A 21,629-nucleotide genomic window follows, 5' to 3' on the forward strand; every position below is an offset into this window, starting at 1 on the left:
CCGATCAGCCGCGGCGCGCGGCCCACACGGAGCGTTCGGTGCGCACCGCGAGATCGTCCCGGCGCAGGATGCTGTGGGGGCCGTCGGCGTCGAGCAGCCGGTCCAGCGCCGTGAGGTCGTCGACCGGGAGCGCATCTGCGGTGGCGGCGCGCATGCGCCGCAGGCCGGCGAGCGCGTAGCGCCCGACCGCATCGGAGCGGGAGTGCTCGACGTGGACGGTGATCGTCCGTTCGCCCTCGATGGTGAAACCGGCGGCGGTCAGCCTCGGGCCCCAGTCGGCACCGCGGTGGGGTAGGTGCTCGGCGAGCTGCCGGTGGGTGGCGGCGCGGAAGCGTTCCTCCAGGCCGGGCCGGTCCTCCGGGGCGTCGTCGGGCAGGAAGCGCGGGAAGTCGGCGAGCTCGACGACCGCGAACAGCCCGCCGGGGGCGAGCGCGTCGTGGACCCGGCGCAGCGTCCGGTCGGGGTCGGCCATGTGGTGCACGGAGGCCGACGCCCACACCAGGTCGGGTTCGCCGAGGTCCGGCCACGCCTCGTCGAGATCCGCCTGGACGGTGTGCACGCGGTCGGCCACCCCGTCCTCACGGGCCTTCTCGCGCAGCCGCTGCAGGTGGTCGACCGAGGAGTCGATGGCGGTCACGTGCGCCTCGGGGAAGTGCCTGAGCAGGGCGAGGGTGCCGGCGCCGGTCCCGCAGCCGAGATCCACGATCTGCCGAGGACTCGCCTCGACGGGCAGCCACGCGACGATGGATGCGATGTGCTCGGCGAGCACCTCCGCGTCGAGGTCCAGGATCTCGGCTTGACTGTCGTGTGCTGCGTGGGTCATGGGACCACCGTAGGTTTCCCATGCGCTGAAAGCACGATGCTTTGCCGATTCGGCAAGGTTGTGCGCTCACCCGTGGCCGGACGCGCAAGCCGGCAGGGGCTTCAGCGTTCGATCGGCGACAGGTGGGCCCGCTCTCCCTGGGGACCGAACAGCGTGAGCAGCTCCGCAGGCCGGCTGTCGGCGCTGCCGATCCAGTGCGGCACGCGGGTGTCGAACTCCGCGGCCTCGCCGGGGCCGAGCCGGAGATCCTGCTCGCCGAGCACGAACCGGACGTGGCCGTCGAGGACGTAGAACCACTCGTACCCCTCGTGGGTCTGCAGGTCCGTCGTGGACGCCCGGCCGGCGGGCGGATGGATCACCTTGTAGGCCTGGACGCCGCCGGCTCGCCTCGTCAGCGGCACGATCGTCAAGCCGAACCGTCGTACGGGACGCAGGTGGATCCGCGGGTCGCCGGTGGGCGGCGCCGCGACCAGCTCGTCGAGCGGGACTCCGTGCGCCCGGGCCAGCGGCAGCAGCTGTTCCAGCGTGGGGCGGAGCCTCCCGTTCTCGAGGCGCGACAGCGTGCTCGCGGTGAGCCCGGTCTCGGCCGCCAGGTCGGCCAACGTGGTGCCCCGCGCCCGGCGCAGGGCGCGCAGGCGCGGTCCGACGCCCGCGAGGACGTCTCCTTCGGTGTCGCTCATGGGCTCATCATGCGGATCCGCAACATTCCTTGCAAGAACGGAACGATGGTCGTGATCCTGGCCGCGGAGGTGGCACCCGATGGTCACGACAGTTCGATCCCGTTGGTCGCGCGGCGCGGTGACGGCCTTCGCCGCTCTCGCGCTGACGACGGCGTGCACGACGGGGGAGGGGCGAGCGCCGAGCCCCCCGGTCGCCGACAGCGGTGCCCCGGCGCCGGACTCGGAAACCCGCGACGACGGCGAGTTCAACCGCCTGTTCCGGCACGAGACCGCCGACGTCGACGGCGTCACGATGCACTACGTCACCGGAGGCACCGGCGAGCCGCTCGTCCTGCTGCACGGATGGCCGCAGTCCTGGTACGCGTGGCGCGGGATCATGCCGGCGCTCGCCGAGCGGTACACCGTGTACGCGCTGGACCTGCCGGGGCTCGGGGACAGCGAGGGAGCGCCGCCCGGCTACGACAAGGCCACCCTCGCCCGGTTCGTGCACGGGCTGCTCGCCGACGAGCTCGGCCTGCGGGCCGTGAACCTCGTCGGGCACGACCTCGGCGCAGGTGTCGGGTTCCAGTACGCCGCGCAGTACCCGCACGAGGTCATGAGGTACGCCCACCTGGACTACCCCCTGCCGGGCCCCGCCCTCAGCGCCGCCACGTACCGGACGCTGAGCTGGCACCTCGCCTTCCACGACCAGGACGCGTTCCCCGAGACGATCGTGGCCGACGACGTGCGCGAGTACCTCGCGTTGTTCTTCGCCCACGTCGCCCGGGGCGGGAGGAGCTTCGGCGGAACCGGCACGACGTCCCCGTTCACCGCGCAGCAGATCGACGAGTACGCCCGCACCTACCGCCGTCCGCAGGTCCTGACCGGCGGGTTCGAGCTGTACCGGACGCTGGAGCAGGACGAGCGCGACAACGTGGCCGCCGCGCCGATCACCGTGCCGACGTTGCTCATGACGGCCGAGGGCCTGCTCCCGTTCACCCGGTCCACCGTCGAACCGCGCATGGCCAGCATCACCCGGGCCGTCGAGGTGCCCGGAGCAGGCCACTGGCTACCCGAGGAGAACCCCGCGTTCGTCACCGCCGAGCTGCTGGCGTTCCTGGCGGAAGGAGAAGCCCGATGACCACCGACGACGAGGCCGCTCTGTTCTGGGAGAGCCACTACGGCACCCGGCGCGCCTGGGACGGGCGCGCCAACCCGCTGCTCGTCGAGACCGCCGAGCCGCTGTCCCCAGGAGCAGCGCTCGATCTGGGCTGCGGTGCCGGCGGCGACACCATGTGGCTCGCCCGGCACGGCTGGCAGGTCACCGCCGTGGACATCTCCGGCACCGCCGTGGAACGGGTGCGCGAGCTCGCCCGGGAGCTCGGCGTCGGGAGCCGCGTCACGGCCGAGCAGCACGACCTCGCCCGCAGCTTCCCGGCCGGAGAGTTCGACCTCGTCTCCGCGCAGTACCTCCACACCCCGTTCCCGTTCCCCCGCAGCCGGGTACTGCGCACAGCGGCGCGGGCCCTGCGCCCCGGCGGTCTGCTCCTGGTGGTGGACCACGGCTCCGCCGCGCCGTGGTCGTGGAACCAGGATCCCGACAGGCACTTCCCGACACCGGGGGAGATCGCCGCCGGCCTCGATCTCGACGCCGAGCAGTGGGTCGTCCGGCGCGCCGACATGCCGCGACGCCGAGCCAGTGGACCCGCAGGCGAGACCGCGACCGTCACCGACAACGTCCTGGTCGTCCAGCGGACCGCCGCGACCCGGAGCGACTGATGCCGCGCAAGGACACCGGGCCCCCGCGCACCGCGGCGGACGAGAAGGCCACCCTGCTGGGATTCCTCGACCACCTGCGGACCGCGATCGCGAACAAGGCAGCAGGAGTGCCGGAACCGCAGGTTCGGACGGCCGGGGTGCCCTCGGGCACCAACCTCCTGGGGCTGGTCAAGCACCTGACGCACGTCGAGCGCTTCTACTTCCTCGGCGAGCCGACCGACGACTGGGCCCGCACCATGCGGCCGTCCCCTGAGGAGACGGTCGACGGCGTGCTCGCCGGTTATCGGGCCGCCATCGAACGCGCGAACCAGGTCGTCGAGGCCTGTCCCGACCTGGCGCTCGCCGCGCCGCGAGCCCCGGGCCGGGGACGGGCACCGTCGATGCGGTGGGTGCTGGTGCACATGATCGAGGAGACCGGCCGGCACGCCGGGCACGCGGACATCCTCCGCGAGCAGATCGACGGTTCCACCGGGCGCTGAGCTTGGTGGCGCGGCCAAGGTAATCGGCAACTCCGATCGAGTCAATCGAGAACTATCGCTTTTCACGATGCACCGGGCTCCCTAGCGTCCCTTGCATGGCGACCAGTGCACCTCCCCGCTCGATCCCCTCCCGGTCGAACCTGCCGAGCCTGGTGTGGGCGCTGGCGAGCTGCCAGTTCGCGAGCCGGGCGGGCGGGTTCGTGCAGCCGTTCCTCCTGCTCTACCTGACGCAGGAGCGGCAGATGACGCCGGCGGCTGCCGGTGCCGTTGCCGCAGGCCTCGGCGCGGGCGCATTCGCATCGCACCTGCTCGGCGGCTGGCTGAGCGACCGGATCGGCAGGCGCGACACGATGCTCGTCGGGTTCGTGGGCACCGCGCTCGGGCTGGTGGCCCTCGGCGCGGCGGAGACACTGGCCGCGATCTCGGTGGCGGCGCTCGGGGTGGGGCTGGTCTCGGAGCTGTTCCGCCCGGCGAGCTCGGCTAGCATCGCCGACCTGCCCGACCCGCACGAGCGCATCCGCGCGTTCGGACTGCTCTTCTGGGCGGCCAACCTCGGCTACTCCGTCTCCACGGCGACCGGGGGTGTCCTGGCGCAGAACGGGTACCAGGCGCTGTTCTGGCTGAACGCCCTCGCCTCGCTCGTCGCGGCGCTGATCGTCTGGCGACGCGTGCCCGAGATCCGTCGACCCACACCGGCGGCGGCCAGGCGAGCGCTGCTACCGGTGCTCGTGCGCGACCACCTGATGATCGCCATGGCGGTGATCATGGTCGGCCACTCCGCGCTGTTCCTCCAGGCGTTCTCGACGCTGCCGCTGGTGATGGCCGCCGAAGGCCTGGGCCCGGCGACCTACGGTGCCTTGATCGCCGGGAACGGGCTGGTCGTCGTCGCCGCCCAACCGTTCGCGGTCCGGCTGCTCGTCGGGCGCGACCGGAGCACTGTGCTCGGTGTCTCGATGCTGCTCGTCGGGCTCGGCTTCGGACTTCTCGCCGTGCTCCCCGGCGCCGTGCTGCAGGGCGCCGGGTACGCCGTGGCGATGCTCGTCTGGACGGCGGGGGAGATCGGCGTGGCCGTCGTGTTCGGAGCCACCTTCGCCGACCTCGCGCCCGCCGACCTGCGCGGTGGCTACATGGGTGCCGCCGCCGCGACGTGGGGTCTCGGCAGTGTTCTCGCACCGTTGCTCGGCACCGCGCTGCTCGACCACAGCGGACCCACCGTGCTCTGGGCGACGTGCGCGGCGGCGGGAACCGCCCTGTTCTGCATCCAGATGGCTGTCGCTCCGGCGCTCCGCCGCCGCAGCACCGATGGGGAGGAGGCACCGCGATGACGGTGATGACGAAGGACGAGTGGTGCGAGTTCGTGACGGAGGGAGCCCGGCTCGGGCACGTGGCGATCTGCCGCCCGCCCGGGCGCCCGCACGTCACCCCGGTCTGTTTCGTCCTCGAGGGCGACGAGCTGCTCTTCACCGTCTCGCCCGACAGCGCGAAGGGCCGGTGCATCGCGCGGGACGGTCAGGTGGCCGTCGGCGTCAGCGATGACGAGCACCCGTACCGGTTCACGATGCTGGAAGGGCGGGCGACGCTCTCGGACGACTCGGGCGAGCTGCTGCGCGTGGGCGGGGCGATCGGGCGGCGGTACTCGCCTGCCGAGGACCCGCAGGAGTTCGCGCACGTGCTCGCGGCAGCCGGCTTCGTGGTCGCGCGGGTGCGGATCACGAACGTGATCGCCCACCGCGACCTCGGATGAACCCGGGGCACCGCGACACCGGTCACCCCGGCGCCGGCTCGGGCGTGGACGTCGGCTCCGGCGCGGGCGTCGGCGCGGGCGTCGGCCCGGCGGGCGGCGGCTCCGCCGAGCCCGTGCCCGCACGGCCGGTGTCCGCCTCGGTTCCACCGCCGGTCGACGGTGCGTCCTCCAGCGGCGTCGGCGGTGCGGAGGAGGCCCCGCCCGGCGACGCCGGGCCGGGCGACGGGGCGGGCGTGCCGGACGTCGCGGCGCCGCCGCCGGAGGTGTCCTCGGCGGGCTCGGCCGCGCCGCTGGTGATCGCCGGAGCGGGCTGCCCCGGCTGCGGCGCTGGCGGCGTGAGCGGGCCCTGGTCCTTCTCGATGACCTGCAGGATCTGCCTCTCGAACCCGTCGAGCCGGGACTGGATCTCCGACAGCGGGACGTCGGGTATCTGCGCGCCGAACGCCTCGATCTGCTCCCACAGCGCGGTCAGCTCGGCCATCGCGGCGTCGCTGAGCGGCCCGTCCAGGGTGACGAACAGCTGGACGGCGAGCGCGTAGGTGAGGCAGTTGACGCAGTCGTAGTTGACGGCCGCCGCGATGTTCTGCGGGGCGGCGACGTGGTTCTCCCCGACGACCAGCACGACCTGGAACCCGACGGCGACCGCGGCGCAGCCCGTGCAGCTGGCGAACGCGTACGCCTCGTTCCGGTTCAGGGCCGGCACGTCGCCCTCCACCCACACCAGCGCGAACGCGACGTCGTAGGCGACCGTGCCATCGGTCGTGTTCGCGGCCAGCGCCTGGTTGTCCCCCTCGTCGGGCTGCAGCGGCCGGTCGAACGGGAACACCCACGGGTGAGCGGGCGGGGTCGCCCCGTCGCCGGGGGCGGTACCCGTGCCGGGCGTTGCCGGGTCGGCGACGGCGTCGCCTGCCACCGCGTCGCCTGCCACCGCGTCGCCTGCCACCGCGTCGCCTGCTACCGGGCCGCCTGCTACTGGGCCGCCTGCCGCCGCTCCGGAGCCGCCAGCGGTCGTGTCGTACCCGCGCGGCACGAGGACCAGCGCGAGCGCGGGTTCCTCGCGGGTCGGCCGTGCGCCGCCGTCGGGCCACGCGCTGACCATCCGCCCGTGCTGGCCCTCGACGAGACCGGCGGGCGGGGCGCCGGCGCGGGGCAGACCGGAGGTCGCCGCAGACACGGCCTGGACCAGCGTGCCGCCCTCGTAGGGCTGCACGGGCCGGTATGCGTCGGCGCGCGGCCACCAGGCGTACGCCAAACCGGCGACGACGGCGACGGCGACGAGTCCCGCAAGCCCACGCCGGAGCGGCTTCCCCCTGGTCCGGCGCCAGGTCGCCGTGAGAACGCGGTGCACCAGGCGGGCCAGCACCACGCCGAGCGCGAGGACCGGGAACGCGAGTGCGACCACGGCCAGCACCCTCGCCGCGACCTCGAGCACGTCGCCGTCCAACCGGGCGCGGTCGATCAGGGCCGTCTGCTTCCCGAGGCTCGCCCATGCGGTGCCGAGGAGCCGGGGGAGGGTGATGACGATGATGAAGAGGGAGAACGCGAGTACGGGCACGACCAGCAGCACCCAGGCCGCCACGACGGTGCGCGCCCACGGCTTCAGCACCCTGCTCTCGGGGTGGCGCCACCGCCAGGGGAGCAGGCCGCGCAGCGTCGGTCCGATCCGCTGGAACAGGTCCGGCACGCCGGTGAGGTCGGCCAGGACGTGGTAGCCGTCGAACCGCACCAGCGGGAGGAGCTGCCGGACCATCTGCAGGATCTGCGTGGCCACGACCAGCAGCAGCGCGTGGTAGCCGGTCGTCCACCAGACGCCGGTGACGGCGACGGCGACGATCGCGTTGAAGTACAGACCGCCCAGGTCGGTCCGGATGCGGCCGCCCTTGCCGAGCCGGTAGGAGTCGGTCACGTCGGTGTAGAACGCAGGCCAGACGAGGTAGACGCCCGCGCCCATCGCCCCGGGCGTCGCGCCGCCGCGGCGCGCCGCTGCCGCGTGGCCGAACTCGTGGAAACCGGCGGAGAGCACGGTGACCGCGAAGACGAGGAGCAGCAGGCCCGGCTTCTCGAAGGCCTGGTACGTGGCGTGGGCGAGGCCCTCCTCCACCAGCACCCACCAGCAGATGCCGAGGAACGCTGCGAGCACCACCGCGACCACGAGCGGGTGGAACAAGCGGGCGAACGGGTCGGTCAGGCGCCGGGTGCGCTCCGGATCGGTGACGGCGTACCGGAACCGCAGGCCCAGCAGGGGATCGGACTTGCGCACCTCCGGCTGGGACCCGTCCGGCCGGACCAGCAGGCCGGCCGGACGCAGCCGCCCGTCGAGCAGGGTGCGGACGTTGTCCGCGGTGACGGTCCGTCCGTAGCCCTCGCTGACCCGGGCCGCCACCTCGTCGACGGTCCGCGTCCCGTCGATGTGGGACAGGACGAGGTGGAGCAGCGGCGTGAGCTGGATGACCTGGCCGTCGCCGCGGCGGACCAGCGCGGGTGGCTCGCGGTAGCCGGATCCCACCGCTTCGCCGAGGAGCTGCACGCCCTCGGCGAGGCGGAGGATCTCGGGACCGGGCGACCGGACGTCGCCGGGCCCGGGCGGGGTGGAGGGCAGCACGGTCATGCGTGCCACCGCACCTACTGCTCGATGCCGGACTGCTGGTCCGAGGTCGCCTCGGCCGAACCCTCGATGGACTGGTTGATGATCGCGTCCTGCTGCGAGACCGCGACCGCCTCGCTGCTGTCCGACCCGATGTTCGCCGCCACCGCGGCGTCGATCGGGGCGGCAACGTTGGCGTTGGCGGCCACGGCACCGTTGATCGGTGCCGCCACGTCGGCGTCGGCGTCGACGTTGACATCGACGTTCAGCAGGTCACCGTCGAGTGCCCCGCTCGCCGCATCCGTGGTGCTGCCGACGGTGCTGCCGACCGCACCGGCTGTGCCGTCCGTGCCGTCCGTGCCGTCCGTTGTCGGCGAGGTGCTGCCGTCCGTCCCGGTGTCCGTTCCCGCCGGGGCGGTGCCGGCCGACGCGGCACCGTCGTCGACCACGTCGTTGCCCTGGTCGATCGCGCTGTCCTGGGCGGCGTGCGCCGTGGCGTCGGCGTCGATGCCCTGCGTGATCAGGGCGCCCTGGTCGCTGAGGGCCTGGGCGGTCGACCCGGTGGACAGCACGTTGGCGCCCACGGCGGCGTCGATCGGGGCGGCGACGTTCGCGTTCGCGGCGACCGCGAGGTCGATCGGCGCGGCGGCGTCGATCGCCAGGTCGATGTCCGCGTTGAGGTCGAGGATCGAGACGACCTCCTTGTCGGGAACCGCCGTTGCGGCCTGAGCCTCCAGTTCCTCCCCCGACAGGCCCGCCTGCTGCTGCGGGTCGCTCATCTCGAACCTCCGTTTCGACTGCGTCGTACGTGCGGATCTTGATGGTCGCGCTCCGTAGTCGGCTACCCATCGGCTCGAGGGCCAAAACCGCGCCTCCTGGCAGCGGGGTCCGCTCAGACGGGCGGTGTGAGCCGTTGGGCCTCGGTGACCGGGTCCTCGGCCAGCACCGTCGCGCCGACGGCGTCGGCCACGGCCGTGGTGGCGCCTGCCCCGGCCAGCCGGAGCGAGGCGTGTCGCGTGAGGGCAGCGAGGTCCGGAACCGAGTGCTGGAACCGGTCGGCGTCGACGGCGGCGAGGACCACGATCTCGGGTCGCTTCTCCTCGACCGTCCGGCCGAGATCCGCGAGGGGGGTGTCGGCGCCGAGGTAGACGATCCGCCACCCGTTCCGGTGCAGGACGATGCCGAAGGCCATGAGCGGTAGGTCGTGCTGCTCGCCGGGCGGGCAGGCGAGCACGGCACACGGCCCCCGTCCCTGGCCCCAGCCGCGGGCGAGGCCCGCCAGTCGCGCCCTGAGCACGTTGCTCGCGAAGTGCTCCGTGGCCACGCCGATCTCGTTCATCGCCCACCGCGCACCGAGCTCGTGCAGGTACGGCAGGAGCAGTTCCCGCAGAGCTGTCTCCACGCTGAAGTCGGCGAACAGGCGGTCCAACACGGCCTCGGCGGCCGGTTCGTCGAAGGCGTCGAGTGCGCGACGCAGATCCGCGGCCAGAGGCGCGAGCCCCCGGTCGGTCGCCGGAGCCGATGCCTGGGCCCGGTCCGGCGCGGTTCCCCCCGGGCGCTCGACCCACAGCGGCTCCGGCGCCCCGACCGTTCCATCGTCCTCGGCCAGGGCGGCGCGGGCGGCCTCGGCGGCGGCCAGCCCGCGAGCGAGGTGGGACTGCATCCGGCGAACCCGCTGCTCGTCGGCTGCGGTGTACAAGCGGAACCCGCCTGACGAGCGGACCGGCTCGAGCAGGCCGTACCGACGCTCCCACGCGCGCAGGACGTCCTGGCTCACCCCGAGCCGACGCGCGAGCTCGCCGATGCGCAGGAGCGCTCGATCATCCCCGGCCACCATGGGGAGACTATACAAACCTTGTACGAACATTTGACGTAACCGCCAGTTGTGTCGCATCGGCTGGACAGACCTCGGACAGAGGTGGGGCAGGTGAAGGTGACGGACGTTCGGCGTGGTCGACGTGGCGCGCTGGTGGGTCTGTTCGCGCTCCACCGGGCGGTCCGGCTGCCGACCGCTCAGCGGTAGGACGCCACACCGTCGAGCTCCCACCGTCGCCGCAGCCGCTCCAGCCCTCGCCGGAGATGACTCTTCACCGTGCCGAGGGGCAGCCCCGTCGCCTCGGAGATCTGCTGGTGGGTCAGATCGGCGAAGAACGCCAACCGCACCACGGCCCGCTGCTGGCTGGGCAGCCGTTCGATCTCGTGCGCGACCACCACCGAATCGACGACGTCGGCGGGCGGGTCACCCACGACCCGCGGCTCGGCGACGCGTCCGGCGCGATCGGCCAGATCGCGGTCGCGGGCACGGGCGGCGAACCGGTCGGCGATCTGGCGGCGCGTGATCCCCACCAGCCAACCCCCGAGGGAACCGCGGCGGGGGTCGAGCCCCGCGCGCCCCCGCCACGCCCGGACGAACACCTGCTGCGTGACGTCCTCGGCGTCGTGGTGAGCACCGAGCGACCGCAGTGCCATTGCGTACACCAGCCGCGCGTGGCGGTCGTAGGCCTCCTCGAGCGCGCCGCCCTCGCCGAGGCGGAACCGGCGGGCCAGCTCGTCGCCCGACGAGCTGTCGGGTTCACCGACGCGCGGCAGCGGCACGACCGCACGCGGCTCGGCTACCAGCCGAAGGTCGGTCGTCATCTCTTCGCACTGCACTGCAGTGCCCCCATCCTGTCGCCCGCGGACGGGCTCGGCGGTCACGACGGCGTCGTTCCTGGCGCGGGTGGCGCCGCCACGGCGGCCGGAGCGCTGTTACGCGCTCCGGCCGGCCGCGGCACCGCCACGGCGAGCGACAGCCCGAGTCGGGTGATCGGCGCGATCGGCACCGCACGGGCACTCACGACTCAGCCGGTGGGGTTGTGCAGGCCGTCGACCGTGACCGCCACCAGGCTCAGGTTCTTGGCGTCGAGGGAACCGATGGCGTGGACGAAGGTCGCGGTGCCTTCCTTCAGTTCGAGGTCGGCCGGGCCGATGACCGGCTCGGTGGTGCCGGCCGCCGCGACCGCCGCGGAGACCGTGCCGGCCGGGACCTGGAGGGCCTTCTCGCCGGGGTTGGCCAGGCCGCTGATGACCGGGCTACCGCCGGCCAGCACGTCGACGGCGGGCGCGGCCGCGGTGTGGCGGACGACGAGCCGTGCCTGTCCCGCGGGAACCTGCGAGACGTCGTTGACGAACGGCGTGACCGTGGGCTGTCCGGCCTCGGTCAGGTGGGCGACCAGCGTGACGTTGCCGCCCCCTGGCACTTCCTGGGTTGCCGACAGCAGGGGCTGGCCCGAGCCGTCGGCGGCGTCGGCCGGGAAGAGGGCGACGTCGTGGGGGCCGCTCGGCACGTCCACCGGGCCCGCGGGGGAGCCCGGCTGGAAGTCGTCGAGGAGCCGCGCCCCGTCGACGTAGACGTCGACGGGCGTGTCCGGGATGCCGTGCACGACGTACACGGCGGCGGTCTCCTGTGCGGTGGCGGGGGCGGAGACCCCCAAGGTCGTGGCAGCGGCGGCGAGTACTCCGCCGAGGGCCAGGGTCAGACGGCGCATCATGCGTCCTTCCGTATCTGTGTCGGTCCTTCGAACTGCACTACCGCGAGACCGACGGCTGCGGATGCACAATCCTTGCACAGATCTTGGACGAACACTGGACAGGGGCAGTTGGAGTCGGGTGCAGCGGGGTGCGCGCGCGTCGCGACGGACGATCATCGAGAGGCGGCCGGCTGTAGCGTGATCGGCAATGACAGTTCTCGTCGTCGGCGGCAGCGGTCTCCTCGGCCAGGAGGTCGCCCGGCAGGCGACGGCGGCGGGGTGCCAGGTCGCCGCGACGTACCTGACGCGACCGGTCGGCGTGGGCGGCGCTGCGGAGTACGCGGTGGACATCCGGGACCGCGTGCAGGTTGCCGACCTGGTGGCTGCGATCAGGCCGAGCTGGGTGATCAACGCCGCGTACCGGCAGGCCGATTGGGCGAGCACCGCTGACGGTGCGGTGCACGTGGCGGTCGCTGCGGCCTCGGTGGCCGCGCGACTCGTTCACGTCTCCAGTGATGCCGTGTTCTCCGGTGCTGCGATCCGCTACGGCGAGTCGTCGAGGCCTGACCCGACCACGCCCTACGGCGCTGCCAAGGCCGCCGCCGAGACCGCGATCGCGGCCATCAGCCCGAACGCGGTGATCGCCCGCACCTCCTTGATCATCGGCGGCGGTGGCTCCGTCCACGAGCGGCGCGTACACGCCCTGGCCGCCGGGCAGACCACGGGTTTCCTGTTCACCGACGACATACGCTGCCCCGTCCACGTCGCCGACCTGGCCGCAGCACTTCTGGAACTCGCTTCATCCGACCACGCCGGCATCCACCACCTCGCCGGAACCGACGCGGTGAGCCGCTACGAACTGGGGGTGCTGATCGCTCGCCGGGACGGTCTCGACGCCGCCGCGTTGCCCTCCGGCCGGCGAGCGGATGCCAACTTGCCCGGTCCGATGGACGTACGGCTCGAGTGCAGGATCACCCAGCAGCGCTTACGCACCGAGCTGCGCGGCGCCCGTGAGTTCCTCGACCCCCACATCGAGTGACGTCCTTCGCGCAGCCACACGCAGCTGGGAGTCGGAGGAGGACTTCAGGGCGCGGTGGGCTTCGCCGCGGCGAGCGCCTCGTGCACGACCCGGGCGTTCGCCGGCGTACCAGGGAGTGGCCCGGATGCCTGGTACGCACCGTAGGGAGCCACGTAGTTGGGGGTGTCCCGCTGGGTGCGCCAGTTCTCCGCGAGGGGGCCGGCGTCCACGGCGTCGAAGCCGAGGCTGTCGAGGAGCTCGGTGACCGCCTCTTTCGCGGCCGCGTCGTCACCGGCGATCGGCAGCGCTGACCGATTCGCGCGGCCGGCCGGCCGCGCCATGGACCGCAGGTGCTCGACCCAGATGTTGTTCAGGCCCACGGCCGTGACCACCGATTGTCGTCACGTCGGTCGAAACCTCGTTGCGCTCGGGGTTGCCGTCGAACTCGTGGAGTTCGTCGATCGGGTCGAAGTGGCGATCTCGGTCATCCACGAGTTCGCATCGATCGGCCGGCTCTCGAGCAGTAGGACCTCAGGTGCCGGGTCGGGGCGAGACGTCGCCCACGCGTTCTAGGAAGAGGCCGCGGTACGGCCTGCGTGCGAGGCTGCCTCGTGCGCGGACTTTTTCATCAGCTCGGCGGTCTCCAGGAACGGGTCCATGGCGGGGTTGACGCCGGCCAGGGTGAGCTCGCGCTCGATCAGTGTGAGCTCGGCGCCCCACACGTCGGCGACGATGCGGCGCAGGAATGCGGTGTTGTGGTCCCAGCCCTCGCGGGGGGTGCCGGGCCCGTAGCCGCCGCCGCGGGTGGTGAGCACGATCGCGGGCTTGCCGTCGAGCAGCCGCTCGCCGTGCTCCCCGCCGGCGATGGTCAGGTCGATCCAGGTCTTGACGTGCTGGGAGACGCCCCAGTTGTAGAGCGGCAGGGCGAAGATCGCGGCCTCGGCGTCGCGCAGCTCGTCGGCCAGCGTGCGGGTCAGGGCGATGGCGTCCCGCTGGGACGGTGTGCGCTGCTCCTCGGAGGTGAACCCGCCGTGGATGGCGGCGGCCCAGGCGTCGGCGGGCAGCGGGTCGGCGCCCAGGTGGCGGCGGACGAAGGTGGTGCCGGGGCGGGTGGTGGACCATTCGGCCTCGGCGAGGTCGGCGAGCTCGCTGCTGGCCGAGTGCGGACCCTGGATGCTGGCGTCGATACGCAGGACGGACATCGGTGGTGATCTCCTGACGGCTGGACATTGAACGTTCAAGCCAGGTTCTCAGCCTCAGCTTGAATGTTCAAGTCGCCGGGTAGGATAATCGGTTGTGACCAGTCCCACCCCGTGGCTCGACCATGAGGAGCGGCTCGCCTGGATGTCGCTGGTGGCCATGCTGATGAGCGTTCCGCCGGCGGTCGACGCGCAGCTCAAGCGCGATTCGGGGCTGAACTTCTTCGAGTACTCGATGCTGTCGCAGCTGTCCTCGCCACCGAACCGGGCTCTGCAGATGTCCCAGTTGGCCCAACTGGCCGGCGGCACGCTGTCGCGGCTGTCGCACGCCGCGAGCCGGCTGGAGAAGCAGGGCCTGGTGCGCCGGCGGGTGATCACCGGCGAGTCGCGCTGCACCGAGCTGGTGCTCACCGAGGAGGGCATGGCGGCGCTGGTGGCTGCGGCGCCCGGCCACGTCCGGGAGGCGCGGCGGCTGGTCTTCGACGTGCTCACCCGCGAGCAGGTGGCGCAGCTGCGGGAGATCGCGCAGGCGCTGACGAACGCGGCGTCGCCGGAGATCGGCGTGGCGCTGCAACGGGCGATCATGGAGGGTGACGCGGCGGAGAAGTGCTAGACGCCGTCGGCGATGCGCAAGCGGCGTCGGCTCGAATGGATCCTGCGGACGACCGAGCAGCAGGACGTCGAGCGTGCCTCACCAGTGCAGCGCTCGTGCTGCTCGGTCGTCCGCTCGGCACCGCCGGTCCGCGGGCGATGGTTGACGCGGGACCGGCGGTACCGGTGTGGATCAACCAGTGCGCCGCACCGGGTTGATCCGGCGGCCCTGCGCGGCGCGGGCGCGTCCCGAGGAGTCGGCGTGGACCGCTCCACTCGGGCCGTTCTTGCCCGCGCGGCCGCGGCGGGCCGCCCGGTTGGCCGCCGCCGTAGGGGCGTCGGCGGGGTTCGGCTCGCCGTTCTGCGGGTCGTCGACGGCGGCGAGCAGGGACGGGAGCAACGGATCACGCAAGGGGTGCCTCCTGCAGGATGACGGGGCCGGCGCAGCAGAGCCGAGACGGCGCCGGATCTGGTCCAGGGCCGGCCGGGTGGCTGGGACGGGAGCGGCCGGGGCAGAGGCCCGGGCCGGGAGTGCCGCGCTTGGGGCGGCCATCACTACAGGCGCATGAGAAGGACGGTAGGCGTGCGCGACGGGGCGCGCCACGGGTTTTCCGGCGGTAGCGTCGGGTGGATGACCAGCATCGACACCGTCGTCGTCGGAGGCGGCATCGCCGGTGCCTCGATCGCCTACGAGCTCGCTGCGAGCCGCTCGGTGCTCCTGGTGGAGACCGAGACGGCGCTCGCCCGGCACTCGACGGCCCGCTCCGCCGCCACCTACGTCCCCGGCCACGGCGCCGCGCCGCTGCGAGCGCTGATCGCGGCCAGCGGTGCCAGGTTCGCGCAGCTCGAGGCCGAGCTGGACGCGCCGCCGCTGCTCTCGCCCCGCGCGGTGCTGCACGTCGCGTCCGACGCCGAGGGCGAGGCGGAGCTGGCCGCGGACCTCGCCGAGCAGGCCGGTGAGCCGGGGGCGCCGGTCGCGGTCGACCCGGCCGAGGCGTACCGCTTGTGCCCGGTGCTGCGGCCGGGCGTGGTGCGGGCGGCCATGGTGGTGGAGGGTGCGGCCGACATCGACGCCGAGGCGCTGCACCAGGCCTACATCCGAGGGTTGTTGCGCCGCGGTGGGAAGGTGCGGACCGGTGCTCCGGTCACCGGCGTGCGGAGGAGCGGCTCCGGCTGGCAGGTGCAGGCCGGTCCGGACGGGAACGTGATCGACACGGCCGAGGTGGTGGACGCCGCCGGCGCGTGGGCGGACGAGGTCGCGGTGCGGGCGGGCGTCCCGCGGATCGGGCTCACCCCGTACCGGCGCACGATCGCGCTGGCCCGCGTGCCCGATCCGTCGCGGCTGCGTAGGCCGGACGGAACGAGGCTGCCGATGGTCATCGGCCCGCGCGAGAGCTTCTACTTCAAGCAGGAGGGCGACGGGCTGCTGGTCAGCCCCGCGGACGAGACCCCGGTGAAGCCGCACGACGTGCGCCCCGACGAGCTGGACGTCGCCGCCGCCCTGGAGCGGGTCGAGGAGGCCACCGGACTCGGACTGCGTTCGGTGCGCACGGCGTGGGCCGGGCTGCGGTCGTTCGTGCCCGACCGGCTGCCGGTGGTCGGGGCGTGGCCCGACCACCCGGGGTTCTGGTTCTGCGCTGGCCAGGGCGGGTCGGGGATCGAGACGGCCCCTGCGCTCGCGGCGTTCGCGGCGGCGGTCGTGACGGGCGGCCCGCTGCCCGCCGACGTCCCGCTCGACCGCACGCTGTTCGCCCCGACGCGGCTGTAGCGCGGGGTCTGCCGTCAGCTCGCACACCGACTACTGGGCTCACACACCGACTGCAGTCGGTGTGTGAGCCCAGGAATCGGTGTGTGAGCGCTGCTATAGCGTGCCTCGAACCGCGTGACCGGAGGGGTCGGTGCTGGGATGACGGCAGGGCGACCGATGCCCACGCAGGACGACGTGCTCGGGTACTTCGACACGCTGTCGAACTGGGGTCGGTGGGGCGACGACGACGAGCTCGGCACGCTGAACCACATCAGCGACGACGTCCGGCTGGCTGCGGCGCGAGCCGTGCGCCACGGCTGGAGCGTGTCGTGCGCGTGGGAGATCGCCGTGCCGGGGGAGATGGAGCGGTCGACGACGGCGTGCCCGTGCGCCGCCGAGATGCCGGGCGCGGAGAACATGCCGGTGCGGTTCCACAACGATCGGCGCTGGGGTTACTCGTCCGAGCGGCTCGGCATCATGTTCCACGGCAACACCATCACCCACGTCGACTCGCCGTGCCACATCTTCTGGGACGGCACGATGTACAACGGGCGCTCGCACTCGCTGGTCGACCCCGCAACGGGTTCGGGGTGGGCGGCCGTCACGGCGGCGGCGAACGGCATCGTCACGCGCGGTGTCCTGCTGGACGTTGCGCGGGTCCGCGATGTGCCGTGGTTGGAACCGGGGCAGGGTGTGTTCCCCGACGACCTCGAGGAGGCCGAGCGTCGCCAGGGCGTGCGGGTGCGGCCCGGCGATGCGGTGCTGCTGCGGACCGGCTACGGCCGCGTCCGGCACGAGGCCGGTGTGGCGCACGGCTTCACACAGGCCGGCTGGCACGCGTCCTGCCTGCCGTGGCTGCACGAACGGGAGGCCGCGCTGATCGGCGCCGACACCCCCCAGGACGTCCAGCCGTCGGGGTACGACGACGTGTTGATGCCCGTTCACGCCGTGAGCCTCGTCGCGATGGGTCTGTGGATGCTCGACAACTGCGACCTGGAGGCGTGCGCGGCGACGGCCGTCGAGCTCGGCCAGTGGGACTTCCACCTCGCCGTTGCGCCGGTCCGCTTCGCCGGCACGTCCGGCAGTCCGGTCAACCCGATCGCCACGTTCTGACCGACGGGTCCCGGGGCGGGCGCTCGCCGGGACCAGGGCGCACGTGCGGGAGCGCCGGGTCGTACGGTTCCGCGTCATGACGAGCGCGCTGTTCGACCCGCTGTTCGGGGCCGACCGGGTGGCCGCCCGGCTCGACGACGCGTCGTGGGTGGCTGCGCTGGTCGCGGTCGAGGTGGCACTGTCGCGGGCCGCGGCGGAGCACGGGGTCGTCCCCGTCGCGGACGCGGACCGGATCGAGGCGGCCGCGGCCTCCTTGCGGATCGACCCGGCCACGCTGGGCCGGGCCGCGGTCGAGGGTGGCAACCCGGTGATCCCGCTGGTGCGGATGCTGCGCTCGGCGGCGGGGGAGGCCGGGCGCTCGGTGCACCCGGGAGCCACGAGCCAGGACGTGATGGACACGGCCGCCGTGCTGCTCGTCGGCTGGGCGGGGGAGGTCGTGCTCGACGACCTGCGGGGTGCAGCAGACGCGGCGGCCGACCTCGCGCGGCGCCACCGGGACACGCCGATGATCGCGCGCACGCTAGGGCAGCAGGCGTTGCCGACGACGTTCGGCCTGGTCGCGGCCGGGTGGTGCGCGGGGCTGGACCGGGCCCGGGCGCGGCTGGGGGAGTTGTTCGGCGCGCTGCCGGTGCAGTTCGGAGGGGCGGCAGGCACCCTCGCCGCGCTGCACCCGCACGGGCCGGCGGTGGCCGCGTCGCTCGCCCGCGCCCTGCGGCTCGCCGACGCGGCGCCGTGGCACACGGAGCGGACCCGGATCGGGGAGCTCGCCGGAGCACTGGCCGTGGCCGCCGGCGCCTGCGCCAAGCCGGCAACCGACGTGGTGCTGCTCTCCGGCACGGAGCTCGGCGAGGTGTCGGAGGCGGCGCCGGGCGACTCGTCGTCCATGCCGCACAAGCGCAACCCCATCGCGGCGATCACGGCCCGCGCGGCCGCGCGTCGTGCGCCCGGTCTGGCCGCAGTGCTGCTCGCCGCGGCCGACCATGAGCACCAGCGGGCAGCCGGGGCCTGGCACGCGGAGTGGCAGACGCTCGCCGAGCTGCTGCGCGCCACGGGTGGCGCGGCCGCGCGGCTGCGGGCGTCCCTGGAAGGGCTCGGCGTGCACCCGGACCGGATGGCCGCGAACCTCGCCCTCACCGCTGAGGCGGACGGCCCGCCCGGCCACGTGGGCGAGCTGGTCGACCGGTTGCTCGAGCAGCGCCGATGATCGGATCGTCGGAGCCGACCGGCAGACTGCCGGCATGGTCGAACGCGTGCTCTCCACCCGGGAGCTCAACCGGGCCGTCCTGGCCCGCCAGCTGCTCCTGGAGCGCGCCGCACTGACGCCCGAGCGGGCCGTCGAGCAGGTGGCGGGCCTGCAGACGCAGTACGCGCCGTCGGGCTACATCGGGCTGTGGTCGCGGCTCGCGGGGTTCCGCCGCCAGGGGCTCACCGACGCGCTGCTCGCCGGCCGCATCGTGCAGGCCTGGGCGATGCGCTGCACCATCCACATGGTCGCCGCCACCGACTACTGGCCGATCACCGAGGCGGTGCGGCAGGCGCGTCGGGAGTGGTGGCGCCGGGCGCACAAGAGCGACGCCGACATGGCGGCCGTCGCCGCCGCCGTTCGCGGGTACCTCGCCGACGGGCCGCTGAAGCAGGCCGAGATCCAGAAGCGCCTGGCGGCGGCCGGGTATCCGCGGCTGGTCTGGCCGGGTGTCCAGCTGTGGGTCGACCTGGTGCGCGTTCCCCCGGCCGGCACGTGGGGCACCCCCCGGGCCCACGTGTACGGCCTGGCCGAGCACACGGTGGCGGTGCCCGAGCCCGCGCCCACCGAGGCGGCCGGGGCGGAGCTGCTCGTCGCTCGCTACCTGCGCGGTTTCGGGCCCGCTTCGCCCGCCGACATCGCCTCGTTCTGCGGGTGGACCATCACCGCGACGCGAGCGGTGCTGGCCCGGATGGAGCCCCGGATCCAGCTGTGCCGGTACCGCAGCGAGACGGGCGGCGAGCTGGTGGACGTGCCGGATGCGCCGCTGCCGGCTGCCGACACGCCTGCCCCCGTGCGGTTCCTCGGGCAGTGGGACGCGAACCTGCTCGTGCACGCCCGGCGCGCGCAGATCCTGCCGGAGGAGTACCGGCCACGGGTGTTCGCGCGGAACATCCCGCAGTCGGTGCCCACTTTCCTGGTCGACGGGCAGGTCGCCGGCACCTGGCGCTACAGCGACGGCGAGGTGCGGTGCGAGCCGTTCCAGCCTCTGACGCCCGAGGTGGCGCGGGAGGTGGAGGCCGAGGCGGCCGGGCTCACCGGGTTCCACGCCGAGTGATCGGCGATGGCGGATAACTCGGCACGCAGGCGTTCCTGGTCGCGGTCCTGGGAGGCGCCGGGGAACTCAGCGGGCCGGCCCGGACGCACGATCGACAGCGCGATGACGGTGGCCACGAGGAGGAGGACGACGATCGTTGTTGTCATGGCAGTAATTTTCCGCGCAGCCACTTCCTGCCACTAGTGGCAGAACTGACTACCGCAGCAAAGATGCTGCCACTACGCTTGGGGTCATGCTCTCCACCGTCGCTGTGCTCGTGATCCCGCCGCTGCCGGTCTTCGAGTTCGGCACGGTCTGCGAGGTGTTCGGCATCGATCGCAGCGACGACGGCGTGCCGCCCTTCGAGTTCCGGGTGTGCGGTGAGGAGGCCGGCCGGGCGGTACCCACCGTCGTCGGTGCCCAAGTCGTGCCGTCGCGGGGCCTCGACGGGCTGCGGGATGCCGATCTCGTGGTGGTCTCGGCCACCCGGTCCCGGGAGTTCTCCGACGAGGTGCTCGACGCGGTGCGCGAGGCCGCGGCGGCGGGCAGCACGATGATGAGCGTGTGCTCGGGGTCGTTCGTGCTCGGCGCGGCCGGGTTGCTCGACGACCGGCCGTGCACCACCCACTGGGACCACGCCGACGAGCTGCGCGAGCGCTACCCGCGCGCCAAGGTCGACCCGGACGTGCTGTACGTCGACGACGGCAACCTGATCACGAGCGCGGGCACGGCCGCGGGCATCGACGCGTGCCTGCACCTGGTGCGGCGCGAGGTGGGCAGCGCCGCGGTCAACGTGATCGCCCGGCGGATGGTCGTGCCGCCGCAGCGGGAAGGCGGGCAGCGCCAGTACATCGAGCAGCCGATCCCCGTCTGCCGGTCCGACGGCCTGGCCCCGGTGCTGGACTGGGTGGTGGAGCACCTCGACGTCGAGCACACGGTGTCCGACCTCGCGATCCGCGCGCGGATGTCGGACCGCAGCTTCGCCCGCCGGTTCGTGGCGGAGACCGGCACCACCCCGCACAAGTGGATCACCCTCCAGCGGGTGCTGCGGGCCCAGCGGCTCCTGGAGGACACCGACATGAGCATCGACGAGGTGGCCCAGCGCAGCGGTTTCGGCAGTGGGGCGCTGTTGCGCCACCACTTCCGCAAGGTGGTGGGGGTGTCGCCGGCCGACTTCCGTCGCACGTTCGCCGCGCGCACCGCGCTCGCCGGCAACTGATCCGCGACGTCCGACGGTCCCCGCGGCCTGCTCCGGTGACTAGTCTCGGGGTGTGACCGAGGAAGCGGGCACCGACGGCGCCGGGAACGCCGTGCTCGCCGCCCGCGACAGCGACGGCGTCCTCACCCTCACCTTCAACCGCCCCGAGCGGCGCAACGGCTGGGCCGACGACATGTACGAGGCCTACTACGCCCGGCTCACCGAGGCGGCGGCGGACGAGGCGGTGCGCGCGGTGGTCGTCACCGGCGCGGGCAGCACGTTCTGCCCCGGCGCCGACATCTCGCGCCTCGGCGGGCTCGGGCAGGAGGACGCCCGGTTGCCGCACCACCCGGTCGACGTCCCGCGCCGCTTCCCGAAGCCGCTGATCGCGGCCATCAACGGTGCCTGCGCGGGCGTCGGGCTCGTGCAGGCGCTGTTCTGCCACGTCCGCTTCGCCGCCGACACGGCGCGGTTCTCCACGTCGTTCGCGCGCCGCGGGCTCGTCGCCGAGTACGGCATCGCCTGGACGCTGACCCGCCTCGTCGGGCAGGAGCGCGCGCTCGACCTGCTGCTCTCGGGCCGCACGTTCGACGCGGCCGAAGCGCGGGAGCTGGGCGTCGTCAGCCACGTCGTCCCGCGCGACGAGGTGCTCGAAGCAGCACAGGCCTACGCGCGCGACCTCGCGCTGCATTGCAGCCCGCGCGCGATGGCGGTGATCGCGAGCCAGGTCCTCGATGCGCAGGACTCCACGTTCGACGAGGCCCTGCAGGCCTCCTACGGGCACGTCGACCGCTTCGTCGGATCGGCCGAGCTGCGAGAGGGGGTGGCCTCCTTCGTCGAGCGGCGCCCGCCGCGGTTCGCGCCGCTCGGTTCTCCTCCACCCGACTGACACCTCCACCACCACAGG

General features: G+C 73.3%; 23 protein-coding genes. 13 read left to right on the forward strand and 10 right to left on the reverse strand.

All coding sequences use genetic code 11. From position 1 onward, the window contains the following. Positions 1-4: 4 nt before the first annotated feature. The gene (locus tag FB388_RS09350) at positions 5-823 is read right to left on the reverse strand and encodes a class I SAM-dependent methyltransferase (RefSeq protein WP_142099448.1); all 819 of its coding nucleotides are present in this window, start codon (positions 821-823) and stop codon (positions 5-7) included. Between the two features lie 101 nt (positions 824-924). Further along, entirely contained in the window at positions 925-1,503 is a 579-nt protein-coding gene (locus FB388_RS09355) for a helix-turn-helix domain-containing protein (RefSeq protein WP_142099450.1), read from the reverse strand. A gap of 79 nt (positions 1,504-1,582) precedes the next feature. Between FB388_RS09355 and FB388_RS09360 the strand changes: the two genes are divergently transcribed. The 5 genes from FB388_RS09360 to FB388_RS09380 all read left to right on the forward strand — a co-directional run bounded on the left by FB388_RS09360 (position 1,583) and on the right by FB388_RS09380 (position 5,484). Next, positions 1,583-2,623 carry an alpha/beta fold hydrolase gene (locus FB388_RS09360; RefSeq protein WP_142099452.1) on the forward strand — a complete coding sequence of 347 codons (1,041 nt, stop codon included), beginning with the start codon at positions 1,583-1,585 and terminating at the stop codon, positions 2,621-2,623. Then, positions 2,620-3,261, forward strand: coding sequence for a class I SAM-dependent methyltransferase (locus FB388_RS09365; RefSeq protein WP_142099454.1), 642 nt, complete (start codon positions 2,620-2,622; stop codon positions 3,259-3,261). Before FB388_RS09360 ends, FB388_RS09365 begins: the two co-directional genes overlap by 4 nt. Continuing rightward, positions 3,261-3,740, forward strand: a complete 480-nt coding sequence (locus tag FB388_RS09370; protein WP_142099456.1) for a DinB family protein — start codon at positions 3,261-3,263, stop codon at positions 3,738-3,740. The genes FB388_RS09365 and FB388_RS09370 overlap by 1 nt, the downstream gene beginning before the upstream one ends. A 95-nt stretch (positions 3,741-3,835) precedes the next feature. After that, a complete protein-coding gene (locus FB388_RS09375; RefSeq protein WP_142099458.1) occupies positions 3,836-5,065 on the forward strand; it encodes an MFS transporter in 1,230 nt (409 codons plus the stop codon). Then, positions 5,062-5,484 (forward strand): PPOX class F420-dependent oxidoreductase, encoded by a 423-nt coding sequence (locus FB388_RS09380; RefSeq protein ID WP_142099460.1) that lies wholly within the window; start codon positions 5,062-5,064, stop codon positions 5,482-5,484. Before FB388_RS09375 ends, FB388_RS09380 begins: the two co-directional genes overlap by 4 nt. A 22-nt stretch (positions 5,485-5,506) precedes the next feature. Here FB388_RS09380 and FB388_RS09385 read toward each other — a convergent pair whose 3' ends face one another. From FB388_RS09385 to FB388_RS09405, 5 genes are all read right to left on the reverse strand, one after another. Beyond that, a complete protein-coding gene (locus FB388_RS09385) occupies positions 5,507-8,092 on the reverse strand; it encodes a hypothetical protein (protein ID WP_211361837.1) in 2,586 nt (861 codons plus the stop codon). 14 nt (positions 8,093-8,106) lie between these two features. After that, the gene (locus tag FB388_RS09390) at positions 8,107-8,847 is read right to left on the reverse strand and encodes a peptidoglycan-binding protein (RefSeq protein ID WP_142099462.1); all 741 of its coding nucleotides are present in this window, start codon (positions 8,845-8,847) and stop codon (positions 8,107-8,109) included. Between the two features lie 113 nt (positions 8,848-8,960). Next, positions 8,961-9,905: a MerR family transcriptional regulator gene (locus FB388_RS09395; protein WP_170225541.1), complete on the reverse strand. Its 945-nt coding sequence runs from the start codon at positions 9,903-9,905 to the stop codon at positions 8,961-8,963. Positions 9,906-10,081: 176 nt separating this feature from the next. Further along, positions 10,082-10,705, reverse strand: coding sequence for an RNA polymerase sigma factor (locus tag FB388_RS09400; RefSeq protein ID WP_142099466.1), 624 nt, complete (start codon positions 10,703-10,705; stop codon positions 10,082-10,084). A 203-nt stretch (positions 10,706-10,908) separates the two neighbouring features. Beyond that, positions 10,909-11,595 carry a DUF4397 domain-containing protein gene (locus FB388_RS09405; protein WP_142102821.1) on the reverse strand — a complete coding sequence of 229 codons (687 nt, stop codon included), beginning with the start codon at positions 11,593-11,595 and terminating at the stop codon, positions 10,909-10,911. Positions 11,596-11,785: 190 nt separating this feature from the next. On the opposite strand from FB388_RS09405, the gene FB388_RS09410 reads away from it, so the two are divergent. Then, a complete protein-coding gene (locus FB388_RS09410; protein WP_142099468.1) occupies positions 11,786-12,616 on the forward strand; it encodes a sugar nucleotide-binding protein in 831 nt (276 codons plus the stop codon). Positions 12,617-12,660: 44 nt separating this feature from the next. Here the strand turns inward: FB388_RS09410 and FB388_RS09415 are convergent, their stop codons facing one another. Beyond that, positions 12,661-12,987 carry an NAD(P)-binding domain-containing protein gene (locus FB388_RS09415; protein ID WP_211361838.1) on the reverse strand — a complete coding sequence of 109 codons (327 nt, stop codon included), beginning with the start codon at positions 12,985-12,987 and terminating at the stop codon, positions 12,661-12,663. A 177-nt stretch (positions 12,988-13,164) separates the two neighbouring features. Continuing rightward, positions 13,165-13,797 (reverse strand): FMN-dependent NADH-azoreductase, encoded by a 633-nt coding sequence (locus FB388_RS09420; RefSeq protein ID WP_142099470.1) that lies wholly within the window; start codon positions 13,795-13,797, stop codon positions 13,165-13,167. A 94-nt stretch (positions 13,798-13,891) separates the two neighbouring features. Here FB388_RS09420 and FB388_RS09425 point away from each other — a divergent pair, with 94 nt between their 5' ends. Next, a complete protein-coding gene (locus FB388_RS09425; protein ID WP_142099472.1) occupies positions 13,892-14,407 on the forward strand; it encodes a MarR family winged helix-turn-helix transcriptional regulator in 516 nt (171 codons plus the stop codon). Positions 14,408-14,578: 171 nt separating this feature from the next. Here FB388_RS09425 and FB388_RS09430 read toward each other — a convergent pair whose 3' ends face one another. Then, the gene (locus FB388_RS09430) at positions 14,579-14,797 is read right to left on the reverse strand and encodes a hypothetical protein (protein WP_142099474.1); all 219 of its coding nucleotides are present in this window, start codon (positions 14,795-14,797) and stop codon (positions 14,579-14,581) included. 219 nt (positions 14,798-15,016) lie between these two features. On the opposite strand from FB388_RS09430, the gene FB388_RS09435 reads away from it, so the two are divergent. The 6 genes from FB388_RS09435 (at position 15,017) to FB388_RS09460 (ending at position 21,611) form a co-directional block, all read left to right on the forward strand. Continuing rightward, complete coding sequence (locus FB388_RS09435; RefSeq protein WP_170225542.1) at positions 15,017-16,153, forward strand: NAD(P)/FAD-dependent oxidoreductase; 1,137 nt, start codon at positions 15,017-15,019, stop codon at positions 16,151-16,153. A 138-nt stretch (positions 16,154-16,291) separates the two neighbouring features. Then, the gene (locus FB388_RS09440; RefSeq protein WP_246121781.1) at positions 16,292-17,245 is read left to right on the forward strand and encodes a cyclase family protein; all 954 of its coding nucleotides are present in this window, start codon (positions 16,292-16,294) and stop codon (positions 17,243-17,245) included. 76 nt (positions 17,246-17,321) lie between these two features. Continuing rightward, on the forward strand, positions 17,322-18,449 hold the full coding sequence (gene pcaB, locus FB388_RS09445) for a 3-carboxy-cis,cis-muconate cycloisomerase (protein WP_142099480.1): 1,128 nt from the start codon (positions 17,322-17,324) through the stop codon (positions 18,447-18,449). A 34-nt stretch (positions 18,450-18,483) separates the two neighbouring features. Beyond that, the gene (locus FB388_RS09450) at positions 18,484-19,545 is read left to right on the forward strand and encodes a winged helix DNA-binding domain-containing protein (RefSeq protein ID WP_246121782.1); all 1,062 of its coding nucleotides are present in this window, start codon (positions 18,484-18,486) and stop codon (positions 19,543-19,545) included. A 232-nt stretch (positions 19,546-19,777) separates the two neighbouring features. Continuing rightward, positions 19,778-20,743: a GlxA family transcriptional regulator gene (locus FB388_RS09455; protein WP_142099482.1), complete on the forward strand. Its 966-nt coding sequence runs from the start codon at positions 19,778-19,780 to the stop codon at positions 20,741-20,743. 52 nt (positions 20,744-20,795) lie between these two features. Next, on the forward strand, positions 20,796-21,611 hold the full coding sequence (locus FB388_RS09460) for an enoyl-CoA hydratase-related protein (RefSeq protein WP_246121783.1): 816 nt from the start codon (positions 20,796-20,798) through the stop codon (positions 21,609-21,611). The last annotated feature ends 18 nt before the right edge of the window (positions 21,612-21,629 follow it).

It is taken from the genome of Pseudonocardia cypriaca (assembly GCF_006717045.1).
GTDB classification, from domain to species: Bacteria; Actinomycetota; Actinomycetes; order Mycobacteriales; family Pseudonocardiaceae; genus Pseudonocardia; species Pseudonocardia cypriaca.